15 protein-coding genes are annotated in these 18,508 nt (G+C 70.0%); 7 read left to right on the forward strand and 8 right to left on the reverse strand.

Annotated features, from left to right (window positions below):
- Positions 1–146 precede the first annotated feature (146 nt).
- A complete protein-coding gene (locus ACFXC1_RS31500; RefSeq protein WP_381248901.1) occupies positions 147–2,543 on the reverse strand; it encodes a serine/threonine-protein kinase in 2,397 nt (798 codons plus the stop codon).
- A 171-nt stretch (positions 2,544–2,714) separates the two neighbouring features.
- On the opposite strand from ACFXC1_RS31500, the gene ACFXC1_RS31505 reads away from it, so the two are divergent.
- Positions 2,715–3,758, forward strand: coding sequence for a serine hydrolase domain-containing protein (locus ACFXC1_RS31505; protein WP_381248903.1), 1,044 nt, complete (start codon positions 2,715–2,717; stop codon positions 3,756–3,758).
- A 93-nt stretch (positions 3,759–3,851) separates the two neighbouring features.
- Here the strand turns inward: ACFXC1_RS31505 and ACFXC1_RS31510 are convergent, their stop codons facing one another.
- The gene (locus tag ACFXC1_RS31510) at positions 3,852–5,567 is read right to left on the reverse strand and encodes a glycerol-3-phosphate dehydrogenase/oxidase (protein ID WP_381248906.1); all 1,716 of its coding nucleotides are present in this window, start codon (positions 5,565–5,567) and stop codon (positions 3,852–3,854) included.
- Positions 5,568–5,838: 271 nt separating this feature from the next.
- Here ACFXC1_RS31510 and ACFXC1_RS31515 point away from each other — a divergent pair, with 271 nt between their 5' ends.
- Together ACFXC1_RS31515 and ACFXC1_RS31520 are read left to right on the forward strand one after the other, a co-directional pair.
- Positions 5,839–7,047: a nucleotide sugar dehydrogenase gene (locus ACFXC1_RS31515; RefSeq protein WP_381248909.1), complete on the forward strand. Its 1,209-nt coding sequence runs from the start codon at positions 5,839–5,841 to the stop codon at positions 7,045–7,047.
- A gap of 136 nt (positions 7,048–7,183) precedes the next feature.
- Positions 7,184–7,735, forward strand: a complete 552-nt coding sequence (locus ACFXC1_RS31520) for a hypothetical protein (RefSeq protein ID WP_381248912.1) — start codon at positions 7,184–7,186, stop codon at positions 7,733–7,735.
- A 579-nt stretch (positions 7,736–8,314) separates the two neighbouring features.
- On the opposite strand, the gene ACFXC1_RS31525 is transcribed toward ACFXC1_RS31520, so the two are convergent.
- The 4 genes from ACFXC1_RS31525 to ACFXC1_RS31540 form a co-directional block, all read right to left on the reverse strand.
- Entirely contained in the window at positions 8,315–9,439 is a 1,125-nt protein-coding gene (locus ACFXC1_RS31525) for a GuaB3 family IMP dehydrogenase-related protein (protein ID WP_381248914.1), read from the reverse strand.
- A gap of 105 nt (positions 9,440–9,544) precedes the next feature.
- Positions 9,545–11,050, reverse strand: coding sequence for an IMP dehydrogenase (guaB, locus tag ACFXC1_RS31530; protein ID WP_019066762.1), 1,506 nt, complete (start codon positions 11,048–11,050; stop codon positions 9,545–9,547).
- Positions 11,051–11,211: 161 nt separating this feature from the next.
- Positions 11,212–11,799, reverse strand: a complete 588-nt coding sequence (locus ACFXC1_RS31535; RefSeq protein ID WP_200715865.1) for a sigma-70 family RNA polymerase sigma factor — start codon at positions 11,797–11,799, stop codon at positions 11,212–11,214.
- Positions 11,800–12,065: 266 nt separating this feature from the next.
- On the reverse strand, positions 12,066–12,677 hold the full coding sequence (locus ACFXC1_RS31540) for a response regulator transcription factor (protein WP_003948568.1): 612 nt from the start codon (positions 12,675–12,677) through the stop codon (positions 12,066–12,068).
- Positions 12,678–13,057: 380 nt separating this feature from the next.
- Between ACFXC1_RS31540 and ACFXC1_RS31545 the strand changes: the two genes are divergently transcribed.
- Positions 13,058–13,387 carry a WhiB family transcriptional regulator gene (locus tag ACFXC1_RS31545; protein ID WP_381248918.1) on the forward strand — a complete coding sequence of 110 codons (330 nt, stop codon included), beginning with the start codon at positions 13,058–13,060 and terminating at the stop codon, positions 13,385–13,387.
- Positions 13,388–13,428: 41 nt separating this feature from the next.
- On the opposite strand, the gene ACFXC1_RS31550 is transcribed toward ACFXC1_RS31545, so the two are convergent.
- The gene (locus ACFXC1_RS31550; RefSeq protein ID WP_381248921.1) at positions 13,429–14,337 is read right to left on the reverse strand and encodes a LysR family transcriptional regulator; all 909 of its coding nucleotides are present in this window, start codon (positions 14,335–14,337) and stop codon (positions 13,429–13,431) included.
- Positions 14,338–14,417: 80 nt separating this feature from the next.
- Here ACFXC1_RS31550 and ACFXC1_RS31555 point away from each other — a divergent pair, with 80 nt between their 5' ends.
- The 3 genes from ACFXC1_RS31555 to ACFXC1_RS31565 all read left to right on the forward strand — a co-directional run bounded on the left by ACFXC1_RS31555 (position 14,418) and on the right by ACFXC1_RS31565 (position 16,747).
- A complete protein-coding gene (locus tag ACFXC1_RS31555; protein WP_381248924.1) occupies positions 14,418–15,086 on the forward strand; it encodes an MOSC domain-containing protein in 669 nt (222 codons plus the stop codon).
- Between the two features lie 108 nt (positions 15,087–15,194).
- Positions 15,195–15,968: an SDR family NAD(P)-dependent oxidoreductase gene (locus tag ACFXC1_RS31560; RefSeq protein WP_381248926.1), complete on the forward strand. Its 774-nt coding sequence runs from the start codon at positions 15,195–15,197 to the stop codon at positions 15,966–15,968.
- 71 nt (positions 15,969–16,039) lie between these two features.
- Complete coding sequence (locus tag ACFXC1_RS31565) at positions 16,040–16,747, forward strand: ester cyclase (protein ID WP_381248929.1); 708 nt, start codon at positions 16,040–16,042, stop codon at positions 16,745–16,747.
- A 94-nt stretch (positions 16,748–16,841) separates the two neighbouring features.
- Here ACFXC1_RS31565 and groL read toward each other — a convergent pair whose 3' ends face one another.
- Complete coding sequence (gene groL, locus ACFXC1_RS31570) at positions 16,842–18,467, reverse strand: chaperonin GroEL (protein ID WP_381248931.1); 1,626 nt, start codon at positions 18,465–18,467, stop codon at positions 16,842–16,844.
- Positions 18,468–18,508: the final 41 nt, after the last annotated feature.

An 18,508-nucleotide genomic window follows, 5' to 3' on the forward strand; every position in this document is an offset into this window, starting at 1 on the left:
CCGGTTGGTCAATTCCGTTCGCCTTGCGCCCCGTTCCGCCCTCATACCTGGATGCGTACGGTCCGCAACCACTCACGATACGTGCCGGAGGCAACCCACAAAGAGGGGTTGACGGATCTGGCGCGCCAAACCCGGACCCACCCGCCTCACGACTTCGGTTCGAACGTCTTCGTCAGTGTCGTCCAGGTGTCCTTACGCAGCTCACTGTCCCAATTGGCGGCTTTCGCGGTGTACATGAGCGCATAACCGAGATGACCGTTGACGACGAACCCGCGGTCGATGGTCCGGTACTTCGTCCCGCCGTCCGTGTAGGTGAACTCCCAGTCGGCCGTGTTCCAGCCCCGGTAGCTCACCCCCGCTATTCGGATCCGCGTGTACCCGGAGCGCGTCATGTACTGCTCCTGGTTCTGCCAGTCCGCCACCGGATTGTTCTTGGGCGTACTGGTCCAGGCGATCAGCAGCTTCTGCCCGTCGGGGCCGACCAGCCGGACTCCGGCGGAGTCCGTCGACTGGTACGACCAACCGGCGGGCAGGCCTATGGAGAACCCCTGGCTCCCCTTGTACGTCTTCACGACCGCGGCGCCGCCCGAGGCGCCGTCGGTCTGGTCACCGCTGCCGCCGGACGCGTTCGTACCGGTGGACGTGGACGTGCCGCCCGAGGCCGACGCCGTCGACGAGGAGTCGGTCTGCGCACCGCCCGTGCTCGCCGTGTCGCTGTCGTCCTTCTTGGTGTCGGTTCCACCGCTCGCACTCGCGCTCGCGCTGGCGACCGCCTTGCCGCCGCTGTTCTTCTTCGACCCCTTCGAGCCGCTGTCGTCACCGCCACCGAGCGTGAGCGCCAGCACGGCACCGATCACCGCGAGCACGACGACCACCGCGATGATCACCAAGGTCCGCTTCGGCACCACATCGGTGAGCGGCGCCCTCGGCACGGGCCGCGGCGGCAGATCCGGCGGCGTCATCACGGGCCACCCTGAACTCCGCCCGCCCGAACCCGAGTTGGCCCCCCGCGCACCCACCTCGTGCGTCGCCCCGGGATCCTTGGCACCGGGCTCCTTGGCACCGGAGTCCCCCAGCCCGGTCTCCCGCAGCCCCGACGCCTGCACACCCGACGCCTCAACACCCAGGTCACGCGTACCCGAGTCCGCCGCACCGGGCTTCGCCGCCGAACCGGCGGTCACTGCACCGGACGCGCTTCCCGACCGAGCAGAGGGCACCTCAGGCGTCCGAGTCTCAGCACCAACAGGCCCAGCACCAGCAGCCGTTGCGCTCTTCGTCCCGCTGGAGCCACCGACCTCCGAAGTACTGGAGGCACCCTTACCCGGAGCGCTGCCCGAGCCGGCCACATCCGTCCTGGCAGCAGCCGCACTGGCACCCGAACCCGCGCCACCCGGCTTGCCGGCAACGGCAGTTGAAGGCGCGTCTTCAGCGGAATCCACAGTCGTGGCCGAAGCCGCGGCCGCACTCGAACCCGCGGCCGCCGCAGTCGCCGCCCCGGCCCCCGCCGAAGCCCCGGCGGCCTTCCGCATGGACCGCAACGCCCCACGCAACCGCTCGGCCCCCGCCGAAGCCCCGCCACCGCTCTTCTTGCCGCCGGACTCGGCGGGCCCCGGCTGCGCGGGCAACGGCACGACCGTCGTCGCGTCCACCGGTACGGGCTCCGGCTCGGCCTTGGGCTCGGGCGCGTGGATCACCGCGTTGAGCATCGCCCGGGCACCGGCGTCGTCGAGACGCTGGGCGGGGTCCTTGTTCAGCAGACCGTAGATGACGTCCTTCAACGGCCCGGCGTTTTTCGGCTCCTCCAGCGGCTCGGTCATCACCGCGGTGAGCGTGGCGATCGCGGAACCCTTGTCGTACGGCGGTGCGCCCTCGACCGCCGCGTACAGCAGACCGCCGAGCGACCACATGTCGGCCGCCGGCCCCGGCTTGTGCCCGCGGGCCCGCTCCGGGGAGATGTACGAGGGCGCGCCGACGAGCATGCCGGTGGAGGTGATCGACGGGTCGCCCTCGACCTGCGCGATGCCGAAGTCGGTGAGCACGACCCGGCCGTCCTCGGCGATCAGCACGTTCGACGGTTTCACGTCGCGGTGCAGGATGCCCTCGCGGTGTGCGGACCGCAGGACGTCGAGTATCGCGAGCCCGACCTCCGCCGCACGGCGCGGTTCGAGCAGACCGTCCTCCCGGATGGCCTCGGCGAGCGACTTGCCCTCGACCAACTCCATGACGATCCACGGCCGGTCGTCCTCGTCGACCACGTCGTAGACCGTCACCGCGCTGGTGTTGCGGATGCGCGCGATGGCCTTGGCCTCGCGCAGCGTCCGTGTGATCAGCCGCCGTTTCTCGTCCTCGTCGATGCTGGACGGGAACCGCAGCTCCTTGACGGCGACCGTCCGGCCCAGGGTTTCGTCCTCGGCACGCCACACCGTGCCCATGCCTCCGCGGCCGAGCACTTCTCCCAACCGGTACCGCCCGGCGAGAAGACGCTCGTTCTTGTCCCGACGAGTGTCCTGACGGGATGTCCCCGCCCGCTCCGCCTCCGACATGCGTCCCCTCATGCAACCCGCCCTGACAGAGCCTCCATTGTCCCCCACCGAACAAGTGCCCAACGCCCAGGGGGCCTCTCCTCGCGCACCCCCCCGCACATCCCGTCGGACGTCCGGCGCAGGTCACACAGACAAGCCGGGCAGGATGACCGCCGAGAACGGAGGTTCGCGATGCCCATCCCTCGGACACTGCAGGCCATTCCGCTGTCCCTGGCACTCCTCTGCCTGTCCACATCCGCCTCGCAGGCAGGCCCGACGCCGGCCACGAACGCCCTGGTCCGGCTGCTGGTCACCCGGGGCAGAGCCCCCGCCGCGGCGCTACTGGCCCACGACGGGACAGCCTTCCGCTACACGCAGGCCGGAAGCGGGATCAGCCGTGCCGACCACTTCCGCGCCGGCAGCATCACGAAGACCTTCATCGCGACGGTGGTCCTCCAACTGGCCGCCGAACACCGGCTGTCCCTGTCCGACAAGGTGGAGCAGCACCTGCCGGGCCTGGTGCGCGGAGCGGGAAACGACGGGCGCGCGCTGACCCTGCGTTCCCTGCTCACCCACACCAGCGGACTGTACGACTTCACCGGGACCACCAGGGGCACGGTCCCCGTGTCACCTCTTGCCGCCGTCCGTGTCGCGCTCACCCACCCTCCGGCCGATCGAGGCCGCTTCTCCTACTCGAACACCAACTACGTCCTGCTCGGCCTGGTCATCCGGCAGGTCACCGGCCACTCGTACGCCACCGAGGCCGAGCGCCGCATCATCGCTCCGCTGGGTCTGACGGGCACCTCCTTCCCGGGGTCCCGCACCACTCTTCCCGCGCCGCACGGTCGCGCCTACGCGACCGACGGCTCCGACGTCACCGATCTCGACCCGCGGGTGGCCGGCGCCGCGGGCGAGCTGGTGACCACGCTCACCGATCTGGACCGCTTCTACTCGGCCCTGCTCGGCGGCGGACTGCTGCCCTCGCACTGGCTGCGCGAGATGCTCAACACCCGTACCGCACACGGCTCGTACGGCATGGGGCTGTTCCCGGTGAAGCTGCCGTGCGGCACCACGGTGTGGGGGCACAACGGCCGGATCTCGGGCAGCTACGTGCGCACCGCAGCCACCGTCGACGGCCGTCACGTCCTCACCTTCCGGGTGAACACGAGCGAGATCGCAGGCCCCGGCCTCGAACCGGCCCTGCTCGCCGCCGAGTTCTGCCCCCGCACCTCGTAGAACGGCCGGGTTCCGGACAAAGATCCCAGCTCACGACACTCGTTCGAGTGAAGCCGACGGCGAATGAAGCAGCAGTGCGCGCCCGGCGGAGTCTCAGTCGCCCTCCGTGGGCACGATGTCCGGCGCACCCAACCGCGCCGCGTCCGCCGTCAGGTCGTCGGGCTGGCGTTGCGACTCACGCTCGGCCTCCACCCGCTTCTCGTAGTGCTCGACCTCGCGCTCGATCTGGTCCTTGTCCCAGCCGAGCACCGGTGCCATCAGCTCGGCGGCCTCGCGGGCGCTGCGGGTGCCCCTGTCGAAGGTCTCGATGGAGATGCGGGTGCGGCGGGTCAGCACGTCGTCCAGGTGGCGTGCGCCCTCGTGCGAGGCGGCGTAGACGACCTCGGCGCGCAGATAGTCGTCGGCGGCCTGGAGGGGTTCGCCCAGTGTCGGGTCCTTGGCGATGAGGTCGAGGACCTCCTCCGCCATCGAACCGAAACGGTTCAGCAGGTGCTCCACGCGCACCACATGGATACCGGTCTGTGCGGCGATCCGCGCTCGCGCGTTCCACAGCGCGCGATAGCCCTCCGCTCCGATCAGCGGCACGTCCTCGGTGACGCACTCGGCGACCCGCATGTCGAGCCCGTGCACCGCCTCGTCCACGGCGTCCTTGGCCATCACCCGGTACGTCGTGTACTTGCCGCCCGCCACGACGACGAGTCCCGGCACCGGATGTGCCACGGTGTGCTCGCGCGACAGCTTGCTGGTGGCGTCCGACTCGCCGGCCAGCAGGGGCCGCAGCCCCGCGTACACACCCTGGACGTCGTCTCTGGTCAGCGGTACCGCGAGGACCGAGTTCACATGCTCCAGGAGGTAGTCGATGTCGGCGCTGGACGCGGCCGGGTGGGCCTTGTCGAGGTCCCAGTCGGTGTCGGTGGTGCCGACGATCCAGTGCCGGCCCCAGGGGATGACGAACAGCACGGACTTCTCGGTGCGCAGGATGAGTCCGCTGCTGGAGTTGATGCGGTCCTTGGGGACGACCAGGTGGATGCCCTTGGAGGCGCGGACGTGGAACTGTCCGCGCTCGCCGACCATGGCCTGGGTGTCGTCGGTCCACACCCCAGTGGCGTTCACGATCTGCTTGGCGCGGATCTCGTACTCGCCGCCCGCCTCGACGTCCTCCACCTTGGCGCCGACCACCCGCTCGCCCTCGCGCAGGAACCCGGTCACGCGCGCGCGGTTGGCGACCTTCGCGCCGTACGACGACGCCGTGCGCACCAGGGTGGCCACATAGCGGGCGTCGTCCATCTGAGCGTCGTAGTACTGAAGCGCCCCCACCAGGGCGTCCTTCTTCAACGCGGGCGCCACGCGCAGGGCGTGACGGCGGCTCAGGTGGCGGTGGGTGGGCAGTCCGCGTCCGTGGCCGCGGGCCATCGACATGCCGTCGTAGAGCGCGACGCCCGAGCCGGCGTACAGGCGCTCCCAGCCCTTGTGCTGGAGCGGATACAGGAACGGCACCGGCTTCACCAGGTGCGGGGCGAGCCGCTCCAGGAGCAGTCCGCGTTCCTTCAGGGCCTCGCGGACGAGCGCGAAGTCGAGCATCTCCAGATAGCGCAGGCCGCCGTGGATGAGCTTGCTCGACCTGCTCGATGTGCCGGACGCCCAGTCGCGCGCCTCGACCAGTCCCGTGGACAGGCCGCGTGTCACGGCGTCCAGGGCGGTGCCCGCGCCGACCACGCCTCCGCCCACCACGAGCACGTCCAGCTCGCGCTCGGCCATTCCCGCCAGTGCCTCGGCCCGCTGCGCCGGACCCAGTGTCGCTGTCCTCACCGCTGCCTCCCGCTATCGGTAGCGCCGGCCGCACCCGTTCGGCGAAGCCCGGTTCGTATCCCTCCTGCCCAAATTCTGACCGGGTTGCCCGACTTCAGCCACCACTCGCCCCCAGCCTGTGGACAACAATCACAGGACTGCCGAAAAACACAGCCACCCAATCCCACATAACGGTCATATTTACTCCTAGTCTGACATTGCGCTCGCTCGTTCTGTCCACAGGGCTTGCGCACCTGTCCCGCTTCGGTTACTGGGAAGGACGGCCCACGCCATGCCCGCAGATCTCGCCGTCATCGGACTCGGTCCTCTCGGCCTGCCCCTGGCCCAGGCCGCTGTCGCCGCCGGTATCGCCACGGTCGGCTTCAAGACCGGCCCCGAGGCCGGCTCCCTCAGCCCCGCCGAACTGCGCCGGATGCTCTCGGGGGGCTTCCGGCCGGCCACCAACCCCGCCGAGCTCGGCCGCGTACGCACCGCCGTGATCTGCGCGCCGACACCCCCGGACGCGGACGGCGGCCTCGACCTCAGCCAGGTGGAGACGGCCGCCCGCGCCCTCGCCGCCCACCTGCGACCGCACACCACGGTGATCCTGGAGTCACCGGTGCACCCCGGCACCACCGAGGACTTCCTGCGCCCCCTCCTCGAAGAGGGATCCGGCCTCCGCGCGGGCCGCGACTTCCACCTCGCCTACTCCCCCAGCCGCGTCGACCCCGGCAACCGCGACTTCACCCCCGCCAACACCCCCAAGGTGATCGGCGGCCTGACCCCGGCCTGCACCGAATCGGCCGCCGCCTTCTACGGCCGCCTCACCGACAAGGTGGTACGCGCGCGTGGACTGCGCGAAGCGGAAACCGTGCAGCTACTGGAGACCAACTTCCGGCACGTCAACATCGCCCTCGTCAACGAAATGGCCGTCCTGTGCCACGACTTGGGCGTCGACCTCTGGGACGTCATCCGCTGCGCGGAGACCAAGCCGTTCGGCTTCCAGGCCTTCCGCCCCGGCCCCGGCGTCGGCGGCCACGCCGTCCCCCAGGACCTGACCGCACACGGCGGCCGCCCGCTCCGCATGGTCGAACTCGCCCAGCAGGTCAACAACCAGATGCCCCGTTACGTCATCCAGCGCGCCGCCACGCTCCTCAACGAGCACGGCAAGTCCGCGCGCGGAGCACGGGTGTTGCTGCTGGGCGTCACCTACAAGGCCGACCTCGCCGACCAACAGGCCACCCCCGCCCAGGAGATCGCGATCCGCCTGATGGAACTCGGCGCCTCCGTCAGCTACCACGACCCGCACATCCCCTCCTGGAGCGTCCTCGACCACCCGGTCCCCCGCGCGGACTCCCTCTACGAGGCGGCGGCCGACGCCGACCTGACGATCCTGCTCCAGCAGCACCGGACGTACGACCTCCAAGGCCTGTCGGTGAAGGCCCAGTTGCTGCTGGACACGCGGGGGGCAACACCGACCGGGGCCGCACACCGGCTCTGAGCGCGAAAACGACTGGTCGCCGGGCCACTTCAACCTGCTAATCTCCCCTCACTCGTCGCACAGCTGTCTCATATGCGTGCGCGCGCATCTCCGCTTCACCTTTCTTGTCTTCGTATCCCGTGGGGGGATTTCTGTCATGAGCCAGTCAGCCACGCCACCGCAGCCGCAGGCCGAGGCGCAGGCCCAGCAGCCCGCGCCGCCGCAGCCGGTCGACGGCAACCCGTACGCCCAGCAGCCCGGCGCGGTACCGCCGCCCCCGGCTCAGTACGCGCCGCCCGCTCCCCCGAAGAACAACATCGCGCTCGGCCTGGTGACCGCCGTCGTCGCCGCGCTGGTCGCCGCCGGCATCTACGGCGTCGTCATCGGCACCACCAAGCACGAGATCGGCTGGGCGGCGGTCGGCGTCGGCTTCGTCATCGGTCTCGCTGCGGGCAAGCTCGGTGGGCGCAACCCCGCGCTTCCCGTAGTCAGCGCCGTGCTGGCCCTGGGCGCGGTCTACCTCGGCCAGCTGGTCGGCGAGGCGATGATCGGCGCGGACGAGCTGGGCGTGAACTTCAGCAAGGTCTTCTTCGACCACTTCGACGTCGTCCAGGACGCCTGGAAGGCCGACGCCGACCCGCTCACCTTCGTCTTCTTCGCCATCGCCGCGTTCGCCGCGTTCTCGGGCGCCAAGAAGGCCGCGCTCTGACCCCGGCGCACGGGTTGTGCAGGGGGGCGCTTGGGGCGGGGTGTGCGTCGGGGGCTGGTGGCGTGCGACTCGCGGCGCCGGTACCGTGAGAAGTAGGTGGAGCCCACCGCAGTAGGCCCTGCGGCAGGCTCCTGAAAAGTGAACGGAGTGTCCACCCCTAGTTCTTATAGGGGTGGCCGCTCACTTTCCGCCGTGAATCCACAAGATCCACCTCCTCCGTTGCTTCACCATCCGAAGACGGATCCGGTCCCAGCGGGTGGGCTTGCGGTGACGACCCATGGGTGCGCCCCCTTCCACGACGCCACCCATTGACCCGGTAGGCGGCTCGTCGGAACTCGGGCCGGGCCCCGAGAGCCCGGGTCCGGAACGATGTCCCTGGAAGGGGGCGACCCACAAGAACTGGGCCGCCGATCAAGGACCCTAGCCGCCCGACACGGCCATACCGCGGGTAATCACCCCGAACGCAACCGTGCGCCCCGTAAGTCCCAACACGCGCCCCACCAGCCCCACTTGGGCACACGAAAGGGCCCGGACCACCCAGGCCCGGGCCCTTCGAAGCGTCGTAGAACCGCCTACCGACTACCGCTTGTGCTGCGAGTCCGCCACCGTCACCTCGACGCGCTGGAACTCCTTCAGCTCGCTGTAACCGGTCGTCGCCATCGCCCGCCGCAGCGCTCCGAAGATGTTCATCGAGCCGTCGGGGATGTGGGACGGGCCGGTGAGGATCTCCTCGATCGTGCCGACCGTGCCGAGGTCGACCTTCTTGCCGCGCGGGAGTTCCTCGTTGACCGCTTCCATGCCCCAGTGGTGGCCCTTGCCGGGGCCGTCCGTGGCGCGGGCGAGCGGGGAGCCCATCATGACCGCGTCGGCGCCGCAGGCGATCGCCTTGGGGAGGTCGCCGGACCAGCCGACACCGCCGTCGGCGATGACGTGGACGTACCGGCCGCCGGACTCGTCCATGTAGTCGCGGCGGGCGGCGGCCACGTCGGCGACGGCCGTGGCCATCGGGACCTGGATGCCCAGGACGTTGCGCGTGGTGTGCGCGGCGCCGCCGCCGAAGCCGACGAGGACGCCGGCCGCGCCGGTGCGCATCAGGTGCAGGGCCGCCGTGTACGTGGCGCAGCCGCCGACGATCACCGGGACGTCCAGCTCGTAGATGAACTGCTTCAGGTTCAGCGGCTCGTGCGAGCCCGACACGTGCTCGGCCGAGACCGTCGTACCGCGGATGACGAAGATGTCCACGCCCGCGTCGACGACGGCCTTGGAGAACTGGGCCGTGCGCTGCGGGGAGAGCGCGGCGGCGGTGACCACGCCCGAGTCGCGCACCTCCTTGATGCGCTGCCCGATCAGCTCCTCCTTGATGGGAGCCGCGTAGATCTCCTGGAGGCGGCGCGTCGCGGCGTCCACGTCGAGGCCGGTGATCTCGTCGAGAAGCGGCTGCGGGTCCTCGTAGCGCGTCCAGAGGCCTTCGAGGTTCAGCACGCCGAGGCCGCCGAGCTCGCCGATGCGGATCGCGGTGGCCGGGGAGACGACGGAGTCCATGGGGGCGGCCAGGAACGGCAGTTCGAAGCGGTAGGCGTCGATCTGCCAGGCGATCGAGACCTCCTTCGGGTCCCGCGTACGGCGGCTGGGGACGACGGCGATGTCGTCGAAGGCGTACGCCCGGCGGCCGCGCTTGCCGCGCCCGATCTCGATCTCAGTCACGTGTGTGGCCTTTCCTTCTGCGTCTCAGCGTCTTCCAGTATCGCCGACGGGCACGACAAGGGCGGCCCCGGTGTGTCCGGAGCCGCCCTTGAGGAAGCCTGCCGACTACTTGCTGCGGCTGTAGTTCGGTGCCTCGACGGTCATCTGGATGTCGTGCGGGTGGCTCTCCTTGAGGCCCGCGGACGTGATCCGGACGAAGCGGCCCTTGGTCTCCATCTCGCCGATGGTGGCCGCGCCCACATAGCCCATGGTCTGGCGCAGACCGCCGACGAGCTGGTGCAGCACGTTGGCCAGCGGGCCGCGGTAGGGCACCTGGCCCTCGATGCCCTCGGGGACGAGCTTGTCGTCGGAGGCGACCTCGGCCTGGAAGTAGCGGTCCTTGGAGTAGGACCGGCCCTGGCCGCGGGACTGCATCGCGCCGAGCGAGCCCATGCCTCGGTACGACTTGAACTGCTTGCCGTTGATGAACTGCAGCTCGCCCGGCGACTCCTCGCAGCCCGCGAGCAGGCTGCCGAGCATCACCGTGTCGGCGCCGGCGGCGAGCGCCTTGCCGATGTCGCCGGAGTACTGCAGGCCGCCGTCGCCGATGAGCGGGACGCCGGCCGCGCGGGCGGCGAGGGAGGCTTCGTAGATCGCGGTGACCTGCGGGACGCCGATGCCGGCGACGACGCGGGTGGTGCAGATGGAGCCGGGGCCGACACCGACCTTGATGCCGTCGACACCGGCGTCGACCAGGGCCTGGGCGCCGTCGCGGGTCGCTACGTTGCCGCCGATCACGTCGACGCCGACGCTCGACTTGATCTTCGACATCCAGCTGAGGGCGTTGCTGTTGTGACCGTGCGAGGTGTCGACGACCAGGAAGTCCACGCCGGCCTCGGCGAGGGCCTGGGCGCGGTCCAGCGCCTCGGGGCTGGCGCCCACGGCGGCACCGACGATCAGGCGGCCCTCGGCGTCCTTGGCGGCGTGCGGGTACTGCTCGGCCTTGACGAAGTCCTTGACCGTGATGAGGCCCTTGAGGACACCCGCCTCGTCGACGAGGGGAAGCTTCTCGATCTTGTGGCGGCGCAGCAGCTGCATGGCGTCCGCGCCGGTGATGCCGACCTTGCCGGTGACCAGGGGCATCGGGGTCATGACCTCGCGCACCTGACGGGAGCGGTCGGTCTCGAAGGCCATGTCGCGGTTGGTGACGATGCCGAGCAGCTTCTTGTTGCCGTCGGTCACCGGGACGCCGCTGATGCGGAACTTGGCGCACAGGGCGTCTGCCTCGGCGAGCGTGGCGTCCGGGTGCACGGTGATCGGGTCGGTGACCATGCCGGACTCGGAGCGCTTCACGAGGTCGACCTGGTTGACCTGGTCCTCGACGGACAGGTTGCGGTGCAGGACGCCGACGCCGCCCTGGCGGGCCATCGCGATGGCCATCCTGGACTCGGTCACCTTGTCCATCGCCGCGGAGAGCAGCGGGATGTTGACCCGGACGTTGCGCGAGATGCGGGACGAGGTGTCGACCGCGTTCGGAAGCACCTCGGATGCACCCGGCAGCAGCAGCACGTCGTCGTAGGTCAGCCCCAGTGTCGCGAATTTGGCGGGCACTCCGTCGACGTTGGCAGTCATGACACCTTCCCCAATGGCCTTGATCGGTGCGGATGTCCATGCTAACGGGAAGCAGGGGCCGCGAATTCCATGATTCGACGGCTACGCCCGACTCCGGGCTTCGTATATTCGTACGGAACCCGGTGCCCGGCTGTTCAAAAAAGGCGCCGCCCGTGCCGGTGTTACTGCTCGGCCAGTGCCCGCAGCCGGCTCAGCGCGCGGTGCTGGGCGACCCGGACGGCGCCGGGTGACATTCCCAACATCTGGCCGGTCTCCTCGGCCGTGAGGCCCACGGCGATGCGCAGCAGGAGCAGTTCGCGCTGGTTCTCCGGGAGGTTGGCCATGAGTTTCTTGGCCCATTCGGCGTCGCTGCTGAGCAGGGCGCGCTCTTCGGGGCCGAGGGAGTCGTCCGGCCGCTCGGGCATCTCGTCGGAGGGGACCGCCGTAGAACCCGGGTGGCGCATCGCGGCGCGCTGGAGGTCGGCGACCTTGTGGGCGGCGATGGCGAAGACGAAGGCCTCGAAGGGGCGGCCGGTGTCCTTGTAGCGGGGCAGTGCGAGGAGGACGGCTACGCAGACCTCCTGGGCGAGGTCCTCCACGAAGTGCCGTGCGTCGCCCGGGAGTCGGGACAGCCGGGTGCGGCAGTAGCGCAGGGCCAGTGGGTGTACGTGGGCGAGCAGATCGTGCGTTGCCTGCTCGTCTCCGTCGACCGCGCGAAGGACGAGTCCACCAATCGCCCCTTGGGCACTGGCCCCCTCGTCGTCACGCATCGGTCCATGGTGCCTTGCGGCCGTGTGGTCCGTGGCACCGCGTCCGTTGTTGTGCACCGAAGCGTTATGAGCAGGTGCGCCGGAACTCATCTCCTGCGCCCTCCCCTCCCGCTCGACCGACTCGTCCCCGAGGAACTCCACACCTCAAGGATGCGGCATCCGCGGCGAAACGAGCAGCGGGCACCCGGCGGGCCCCGTCACCCTCCCCGCCCGCCCTGAGGCGGGCGGGGATTCCCGTACCCCCGCTACGACCCACTGACCTGGCCCTAACGGACCAGACCCCAGCGGAAACCGAGCGCCACGGCGTGCGCCCGGTCCGAGGCGCCGAGTTTCTTGAAGAGCCGCCGGGCGTGGGTCTTGACGGTGTCCTCGGAGAGGAAGAGCTCACGGCCGATCTCCGCGTTGGAGCGGCCGTGGCTCATGCCTTCGAGGACCTGGATCTCGCGCGCGGTGAGCGTCGGCGCGGCGCCCATCTCGGCGGACCGCAGCCGGCGCGGGGCCAGCCGCCAGGTCGGGTCGGCGAGGGCCTGGGTGACCGTGGCCCGCAGTTCGGCGCGCGAGGCGTCCTTGTGCAGATAGCCGCGGGCGCCGGCCGCGACCGCGAGGGCCACGCCGTCCAGGTCTTCGGCGACGGTGAGCATGATGATGCGTGCGCCCGGGTCGGCGGAGAGCAGCCGCCGCACGGTCTCGACACCGCCGAGTCCGGGCATGCGTACGTCCATCAGAATGAGGTCCGAGCGGTCGGCGCCCCAGCGGCGGAGGACTTCCTCCCCGTTGGCCGCGGTCGTCACGCGCTCGACACCGGGTACGGTCGCGACCGCCCGGCGGAGCGCCTCTCGGGCAAGCGGGGAGTCGTCACAGACGAGGACGGATGTCATGGCCGCCCTCCGCAGCTGATGCGCGTCACCTTGAGCCTCCAGGCTGGTACGAAATCGTCACCTGTGCGGTCGACCGTCTCGGACGCCTGCCCGAGCACTTGTGTTTGCAACCGCCTCGCACTCTCAACGACGGTCACTCGAAAGAGTTACGGGGCCGTGTGTCGTCTTCGGCACTCTACGTGAGGGTGCGGACACGGTGGAGGCGTGCGCGGCCGACCCTCAAGCTTTCATCACAACCGGTGCCCCATTCAGCCCTATTTCTTCCCTTTTACTGGTGTCTGAGGCTAGATTCGCAATGAGTCATATTTTCATCTCCTTAGATCGTAGTTGTACGGTCGTGGACACCGTATCCGCCCATAACGGCTACAAGGGGTCACGCAATGGCAGATTTCTCCCGCCTTCCCGGACCGAACGCGGACCTGTGGGACTGGCAGCTCCTGGCTGCCTGCCGAGGGGTCGACAGCTCGCTCTTCTTTCATCCCGAGGGCGAGCGCGGTGCGGCACGAAGCGCTCGTGAGAACTCGGCCAAAGAGGTCTGCATGAGGTGCCCGGTCCGCGCACAGTGCGCGGCGCACGCGCTGGCGGTGCGCGAGCCGTACGGCGTCTGGGGCGGCCTGACCGAGGATGAGCGCGAAGAACTCATGGGGCGGGCCCGCAACCGGCTGGTGTCGGCCTCGGCCGCCGGCGGGGACACCGTTTCGAACAACTGAAGGAACGTTTCTGCAAGAACGGGCACGCGCACGCGTGCCCCTTACTTTTCGCGGCTCGCCGTGGCCGCCCGCGCCAGCTGGTCCAGCGTCGCCGCCACCGCGGGCACCTGCGCCAGGTCGGGCAGGGTCAGCGCGACGATCTCCCGCCGCACCGCCGGTTCCAGCGTCACCGTCCGCGCGCCCCGGGGCCGTACGGACTCGATGGCGAGCTGGGGCAGTACGGCGACGCCCAGGCCCGCGCTCACCAGGCCGACGACCGCCGGATAGTCGTCGGTCGCGAAGTCGATGCGCGGGGTGAAGCCCGCCGCCTCGCAGACCTCGACCAGCTGGCCGCGGCAGCGCGGGCAGCCGGCGATCCAGGGGTCGCGGGCGAGGTCTCCGATGGCGACCGACCGCACGCGCGCGTGGCGGTGCTTTTCCGGGACCAGGGCTACCAGGCGGTCGCGGAGCAGGGGTCGTACCACCAGGTCGGACCAGTCCTCGGCGGCCGTCGCGGTCTCGTAGCGGAAGGCGAGCGCGATGTCGCAGTCGCCCTCGCGGAGCAGCTCGACGGAGTTCGGCGGCTCGGCCTCCTCCAGGAAGACGCGGGTGCCGGGGTGGGCGGCGCGCAGGGCGGCGAGGGCGGTGGGGACGAGGGTCGAGCTGCCGCTCGGGAAGGAGACCAGGCGGACCCGGCCCGCGCGCAGGCCCGCGATCGCGGCAACCTCCTCCTCTGCCGCCGTCAGACCCGCGAGGATGCCGGCGCCGTGCCGGACCAGGGCCTCGCCCGCCTGGGTCAGGCGCATCTCGCGACCGGTGCGGATGAGGAGAGGTGTGCCGACCGAGGTCTCCAGGGCCTTCATCTGCTGGCTGACGGCGGGCTGGGTGCAGCCCAGTTCGCGCCCGGCCGCCGAAAAGGAGCCGGTGGCGGCGACTGCGCGCAGCACACGGAGATGTCGGGCCTCGATCACGCACCGAGCATAAGCCGACCTTGGGGGTGCAGGTGAATAATGTGGTGCGCCTTTGAGGTTCCCTCGCCTACCGTGACGTCATGAAGCTTCTCTCGCTGAATCTGGGCCGGGCCACGGCCGTGCCGTACACGGACCAGCCGGACGGCGTGACGGGGATCGACAAGCGGCCTGCCGACGGGCCCGTCCGGGTGAGCGCGCCCGGTCCCAAGGGGGTCGCGGGGAGCGGGCTCGACGGGGACACGGTGTGTCATCTGCGCCACCACGGCGGCGACGACCAGGCGGTGTACGCCGTCGCGCGCGAGGATCTCGACGACTGGGAGCGGGAGTTGGGGCGCCCGCTCGGCAACGGCTCGTTCGGGGAGAACCTGACGACCCTGGGGATCGACGTGTCCGGCGCGCGGATCGGGGAGCGGTGGCGGATAGGGGCCGATGTCGTCCTTGAGGTCACCTCGGGGCGGATTCCGTGCCGTACGTTCCAGGACCATCTGGGCGAGCGGGGGTGGGTGAAGCGGTTCACCCGGAAGGGCGCGCCGGGGGCGTATCTGCGGGTGATCGAGTCCGGTGAGATCCGGGCGGGGGACGCGATCGAGGTCGTGCACCGGCCGGGCCACGAGGTGACGGTGGCCCTGCAGTTCCGGGCCGTGACGACCGAGCGGGCGCTGCTGCCGCGGCTGCTCCTGGCGGGCGAGGCGCTGCATCCGGAGGTTCTCGCGCAGGCCCGGAAATATGTGGCGGAGCACGCGGGCTGACCTGCCGTCACGGCCTGTTCGACGCCTTGTTCGACACGTGTTCGTCACGGATCGGGAGGGCCTGTGCAGAGATCGGACCGGCTCGCCCCGGGTCACTAATCTTGCGCCATGACAACGGCATTGATTACGGGATCGACCGCGGGGATCGGTGCCGCGTTCGCGCGGCGGCTCGCGGCGGACGGACACAACCTCGTGCTGGTGGCGCGGAACACCGAGCGGCTCGGCGAGCAGGCCACCGAACTGCACGACCGGCACGGCATCGAGGCGGAGGTGCTGACCGCCGACCTCGCCACGGACGAGGGCATCGAGACGGTGGCCGCCCGCCTCGCGGACCGCAAGAACCCGGTCGACCTGCTGGTCAACAACGCGGGCTTCGGCAACAAGGGCCGCTACCTCGACGTACCGATGGCGGACGAGCTGAAGATGCTCAAGGTGCACTGCGAGGCGGTACTGCGGCTGACCAGCGCGGCGACCGAGGGGATGCGGGAGCGCGGGCGCGGCGGTGTCGTCAACGTGGCGTCGGTGGCGGCCTTCGTGCCGCGCGGGACGTACGGCGCGTCGAAGGCGTGGGTGGTGCAGTTCACGCAGGGGGCCGCGAAGGACCTGGCCGGGACCGGCGTACGGCTGATGGCGCTGGCGCCCGGTTTCGTGCGGACCGAGTTCCACGAGCGGGCCGGGATGGGTACGGACAACATCCCGAACTGGATGTGGCTGGACGCGGACAAGCTGGTCGCGGCGGCGCTCGCGGATCTGGCGCGCGGCAAGTCGCTGTCGATCCCCGACCCGCGCTACAAGGCGCTGATGGGCCTGGTGAAGATCACTCCGCAGTCGGTGCTGGGCGGGATCACGTCGAAGACCGGGCGGAAGTACGGGCCGCAGTGACTGGGTGACGCCGCCGCTCCGGTGGGAGAATGGGCACATCTACCGGACCCAGGGGGGCCGGAGGCGGTGTCATGACGTTCGTACAGCTCATCGACTGCAAGACCAGTCGGTTCGACGAGATGAACCGGCTGATGGACACCTGGGTCGAACAGACCAAAGGGAAGCGGACCGCCGCCCACAGCGTGATCGGCAAGGACCGCTCCGACGCCTCCCACTTCGTGGAGATCGTGGAGTTCCCCTCGTACGAGGAGGCGATGCGGAACTCGAAACTGCCGGAGACCGACCGGATCTTCCGGGAGATGGTCGCCCTGTGCGACGAGACGCCGACGTTCACCGATCTCGACGTGGTGCGGGACGAGGCGCTGTACGCGGCCACCGCACGGCGGTTCTTCGAGACGGCCGCCGTGCCGGGCGAACTGCCGCCGCTGGACGATCTGGTCGCCGAGGACTATCGCGACCACGATCCGTCCAACGAGCAGGACACCACCGGGGTGGACGAGCTGCGGCGCGTGGTCGGGACGTGGCGGAGCGGGTTCGACTTCGGCTTCGTGATCGAGGACCAGATCTCCGAGGGCGACCGGGTGTGCACGCGGTGGACCTGGAACGCGACCCACACCGGTGACTTCATGGGGCTCCCGGCGACCGGGAAACGCGTCGTCATGACCGGCGTGACGATCCACCGGTGCGGTGACGACGGCCGGATCGCCGAGGCCTGGTGGCAGTACGACCGGCTGGGACTGATGGCTCAGCTGGGGGCGCTGGACGCGCTGGAGCGCTGAACGCGTCGGGGCAGGACCCCCGGCAACAGGACCGCCCGCGAAGGGAGAAGCCCCCGTTCCGCACCGGAACGGGGGCTTCTTCGTGCGGGGTGACTCAGTGGGAGTGGCCGTGGCTGTGACCACCGGCGGCCGGCTCCTCCTCTTCCTTCTTCTCGACGACCAGGGTCTCGGTCGTGAGGAGGAGGGAGGCGATGGAGGCGGCGTTCTCCAGGGCGGAGCGGGTGACCTTGACCGGGTCGATGACGCCGGCCTTGACCAGGTCGCCGTACTCGCCGGTCGCGGCGTTGAAGCCCTGGCCGGGCTCGAGGTCGGCGACCTTGGAGGTGATGACGTAGCCCTCCAGTCCGGCGTTCTCGGCGATCCAGCGCAGCGGCTCGACGACCGCGCGGCGCACGACCGCGACGCCGGTGGCCTCGTCGCCGGTCTTGCCGAGGCCGCCGTCCAGGACCTTGGCGGCGTGGACCAGAGCGGAGCCACCACCGGAGACGATGCCCTCCTCGACCGCGGCGCGGGTCGCGGAGATGGCGTCCTCCAGACGGTGCTTCTTCTCCTTCAGCTCCACCTCGGTGGCGGCGCCGACCTTGATCACGCACACGCCGCCGGCCAGCTTCGCGAGGCGCTCCTGGAGCTTCTCGCGGTCCCAGTCGGAGTCGGTGTTCTCGATCTCGGCCTTGATCTGGTTGACGCGGCCGGCGACCTCGGAGGCGTCACCGGCACCGTCGACGACGGTCGTGTCGTCCTTGGTGACCGTCACGCGGCGGGCGGAGCCGAGCACGTCCAGGCCGACCTGGTCGAGCTTGAGGCCGACCTCCTCGGCGATGACCTGACCGCCGGTGAGGGTGGCGAGGTCGCCGAGCATCGCCTTGCGGCGGTCGCCGAAGCCGGGGGCCTTGACCGCGACCGCGTTGAACGTGCCGCGGATCTTGTTCACGACCAGGGTCGACAGGGCCTCGCCCTCGACGTCCTCGGCGATGATCAGCAGCGGCTTGGAGGCGTTGGCCTGGATGACCTTCTCCAGCAGCGGCAGCAGGTCCTGGATGGAGCTGATCTTGCCCTGGTGGATGAGGATGTACGGGTCCTCGAGGACCGCTTCCATCCGCTCCTGGTCCGTCACGAAGTACGGCGACAGGTAGCCCTTGTCGAAGGCCATGCCCTCGGTGAAGTCCAGCTCCAGACCGAAGGTGTTGGACTCCTCGACGGTGATGACACCGTCCTTGCCGACCTTGTCCATCGCCTCGGCGATGAGCTCGCCGACCTGGCTGTCCTGCGCGGACAGACCGGCGACGGCCGCGATGTCGGCCTTGTCGTCGATGGGCCGCGCGGTGGCGAGCAGCTCGTCGGAGACGGCCTTGACGGCGGCGTCGATGCCCTTCTTCAGGGCGGCCGGGGAGGCACCCGCGGCGACGTTGCGCAGGCCCTCGCGGACGAGCGCCTGGGCGAGCACGGTGGCGGTGGTGGTGCCGTCACCCGCGATGTCGTTGGTCTTGGTCGCCACCTCCTTCACCAGCTGGGCACCGAGGTTCTCGTACGGGTCGTCGAGCTCGACCTCGCGGGCGATGGTGACACCGTCGTTGGTGATGGTGGGGGCGCCGAACTTCTTGTCGATGACGACGTTGCGGCCCTTGGGGCCGATCGTCACCTTGACCGTGTCGGCAAGCTTGTTGACGCCGCGCTCGAGGGCGCGACGGGCGTCCTCGTCGAACTTCAGGATCTTCGCCATGGGAGCGGTTCAGCCCTCTCGGAAAACGTGGGTGAAACGAA

The sequence above is a fragment of the Streptomyces hokutonensis genome (assembly GCF_042751305.1).
Classification (GTDB): domain Bacteria; phylum Actinomycetota; class Actinomycetes; order Streptomycetales; family Streptomycetaceae; genus Streptomyces; species Streptomyces hokutonensis_A.

Coding starts and splice junctions, on each gene's coding strand:
- groL (WP_381248931.1), bottom strand. CDS start 18,467: ATGGCGAAGATCCTGAAGTTCGACGAGGACGCCCGTCGCGCCCTCGAG.
- ACFXC1_RS31555 (WP_381248924.1), top strand. CDS start 14,418: ATGAAGCTTCTCTCGCTGAATCTGGGCCGGGCCACGGCCGTGCCGTAC.
- ACFXC1_RS31515 (WP_381248909.1), top strand. CDS start 5,839: ATGCCCGCAGATCTCGCCGTCATCGGACTCGGTCCTCTCGGCCTGCCC.
- ACFXC1_RS31500 (WP_381248901.1), bottom strand. CDS start 2,543: ATGTCGGAGGCGGAGCGGGCGGGGACATCCCGTCAGGACACTCGTCGG.
- ACFXC1_RS31540 (WP_003948568.1), bottom strand. CDS start 12,677: ATGACATCCGTCCTCGTCTGTGACGACTCCCCGCTTGCCCGAGAGGCG.
- ACFXC1_RS31535 (WP_200715865.1), bottom strand. CDS start 11,799: ATGCGTGACGACGAGGGGGCCAGTGCCCAAGGGGCGATTGGTGGACTC.
- ACFXC1_RS31565 (WP_381248929.1), top strand. CDS start 16,040: ATGACGTTCGTACAGCTCATCGACTGCAAGACCAGTCGGTTCGACGAG.
- ACFXC1_RS31520 (WP_381248912.1), top strand. CDS start 7,184: ATGAGCCAGTCAGCCACGCCACCGCAGCCGCAGGCCGAGGCGCAGGCC.
- ACFXC1_RS31505 (WP_381248903.1), top strand. CDS start 2,715: ATGCCCATCCCTCGGACACTGCAGGCCATTCCGCTGTCCCTGGCACTC.
- ACFXC1_RS31560 (WP_381248926.1), top strand. CDS start 15,195: ATGACAACGGCATTGATTACGGGATCGACCGCGGGGATCGGTGCCGCG.
- ACFXC1_RS31545 (WP_381248918.1), top strand. CDS start 13,058: ATGGCAGATTTCTCCCGCCTTCCCGGACCGAACGCGGACCTGTGGGAC.
- guaB (WP_019066762.1), bottom strand. CDS start 11,050: ATGACTGCCAACGTCGACGGAGTGCCCGCCAAATTCGCGACACTGGGG.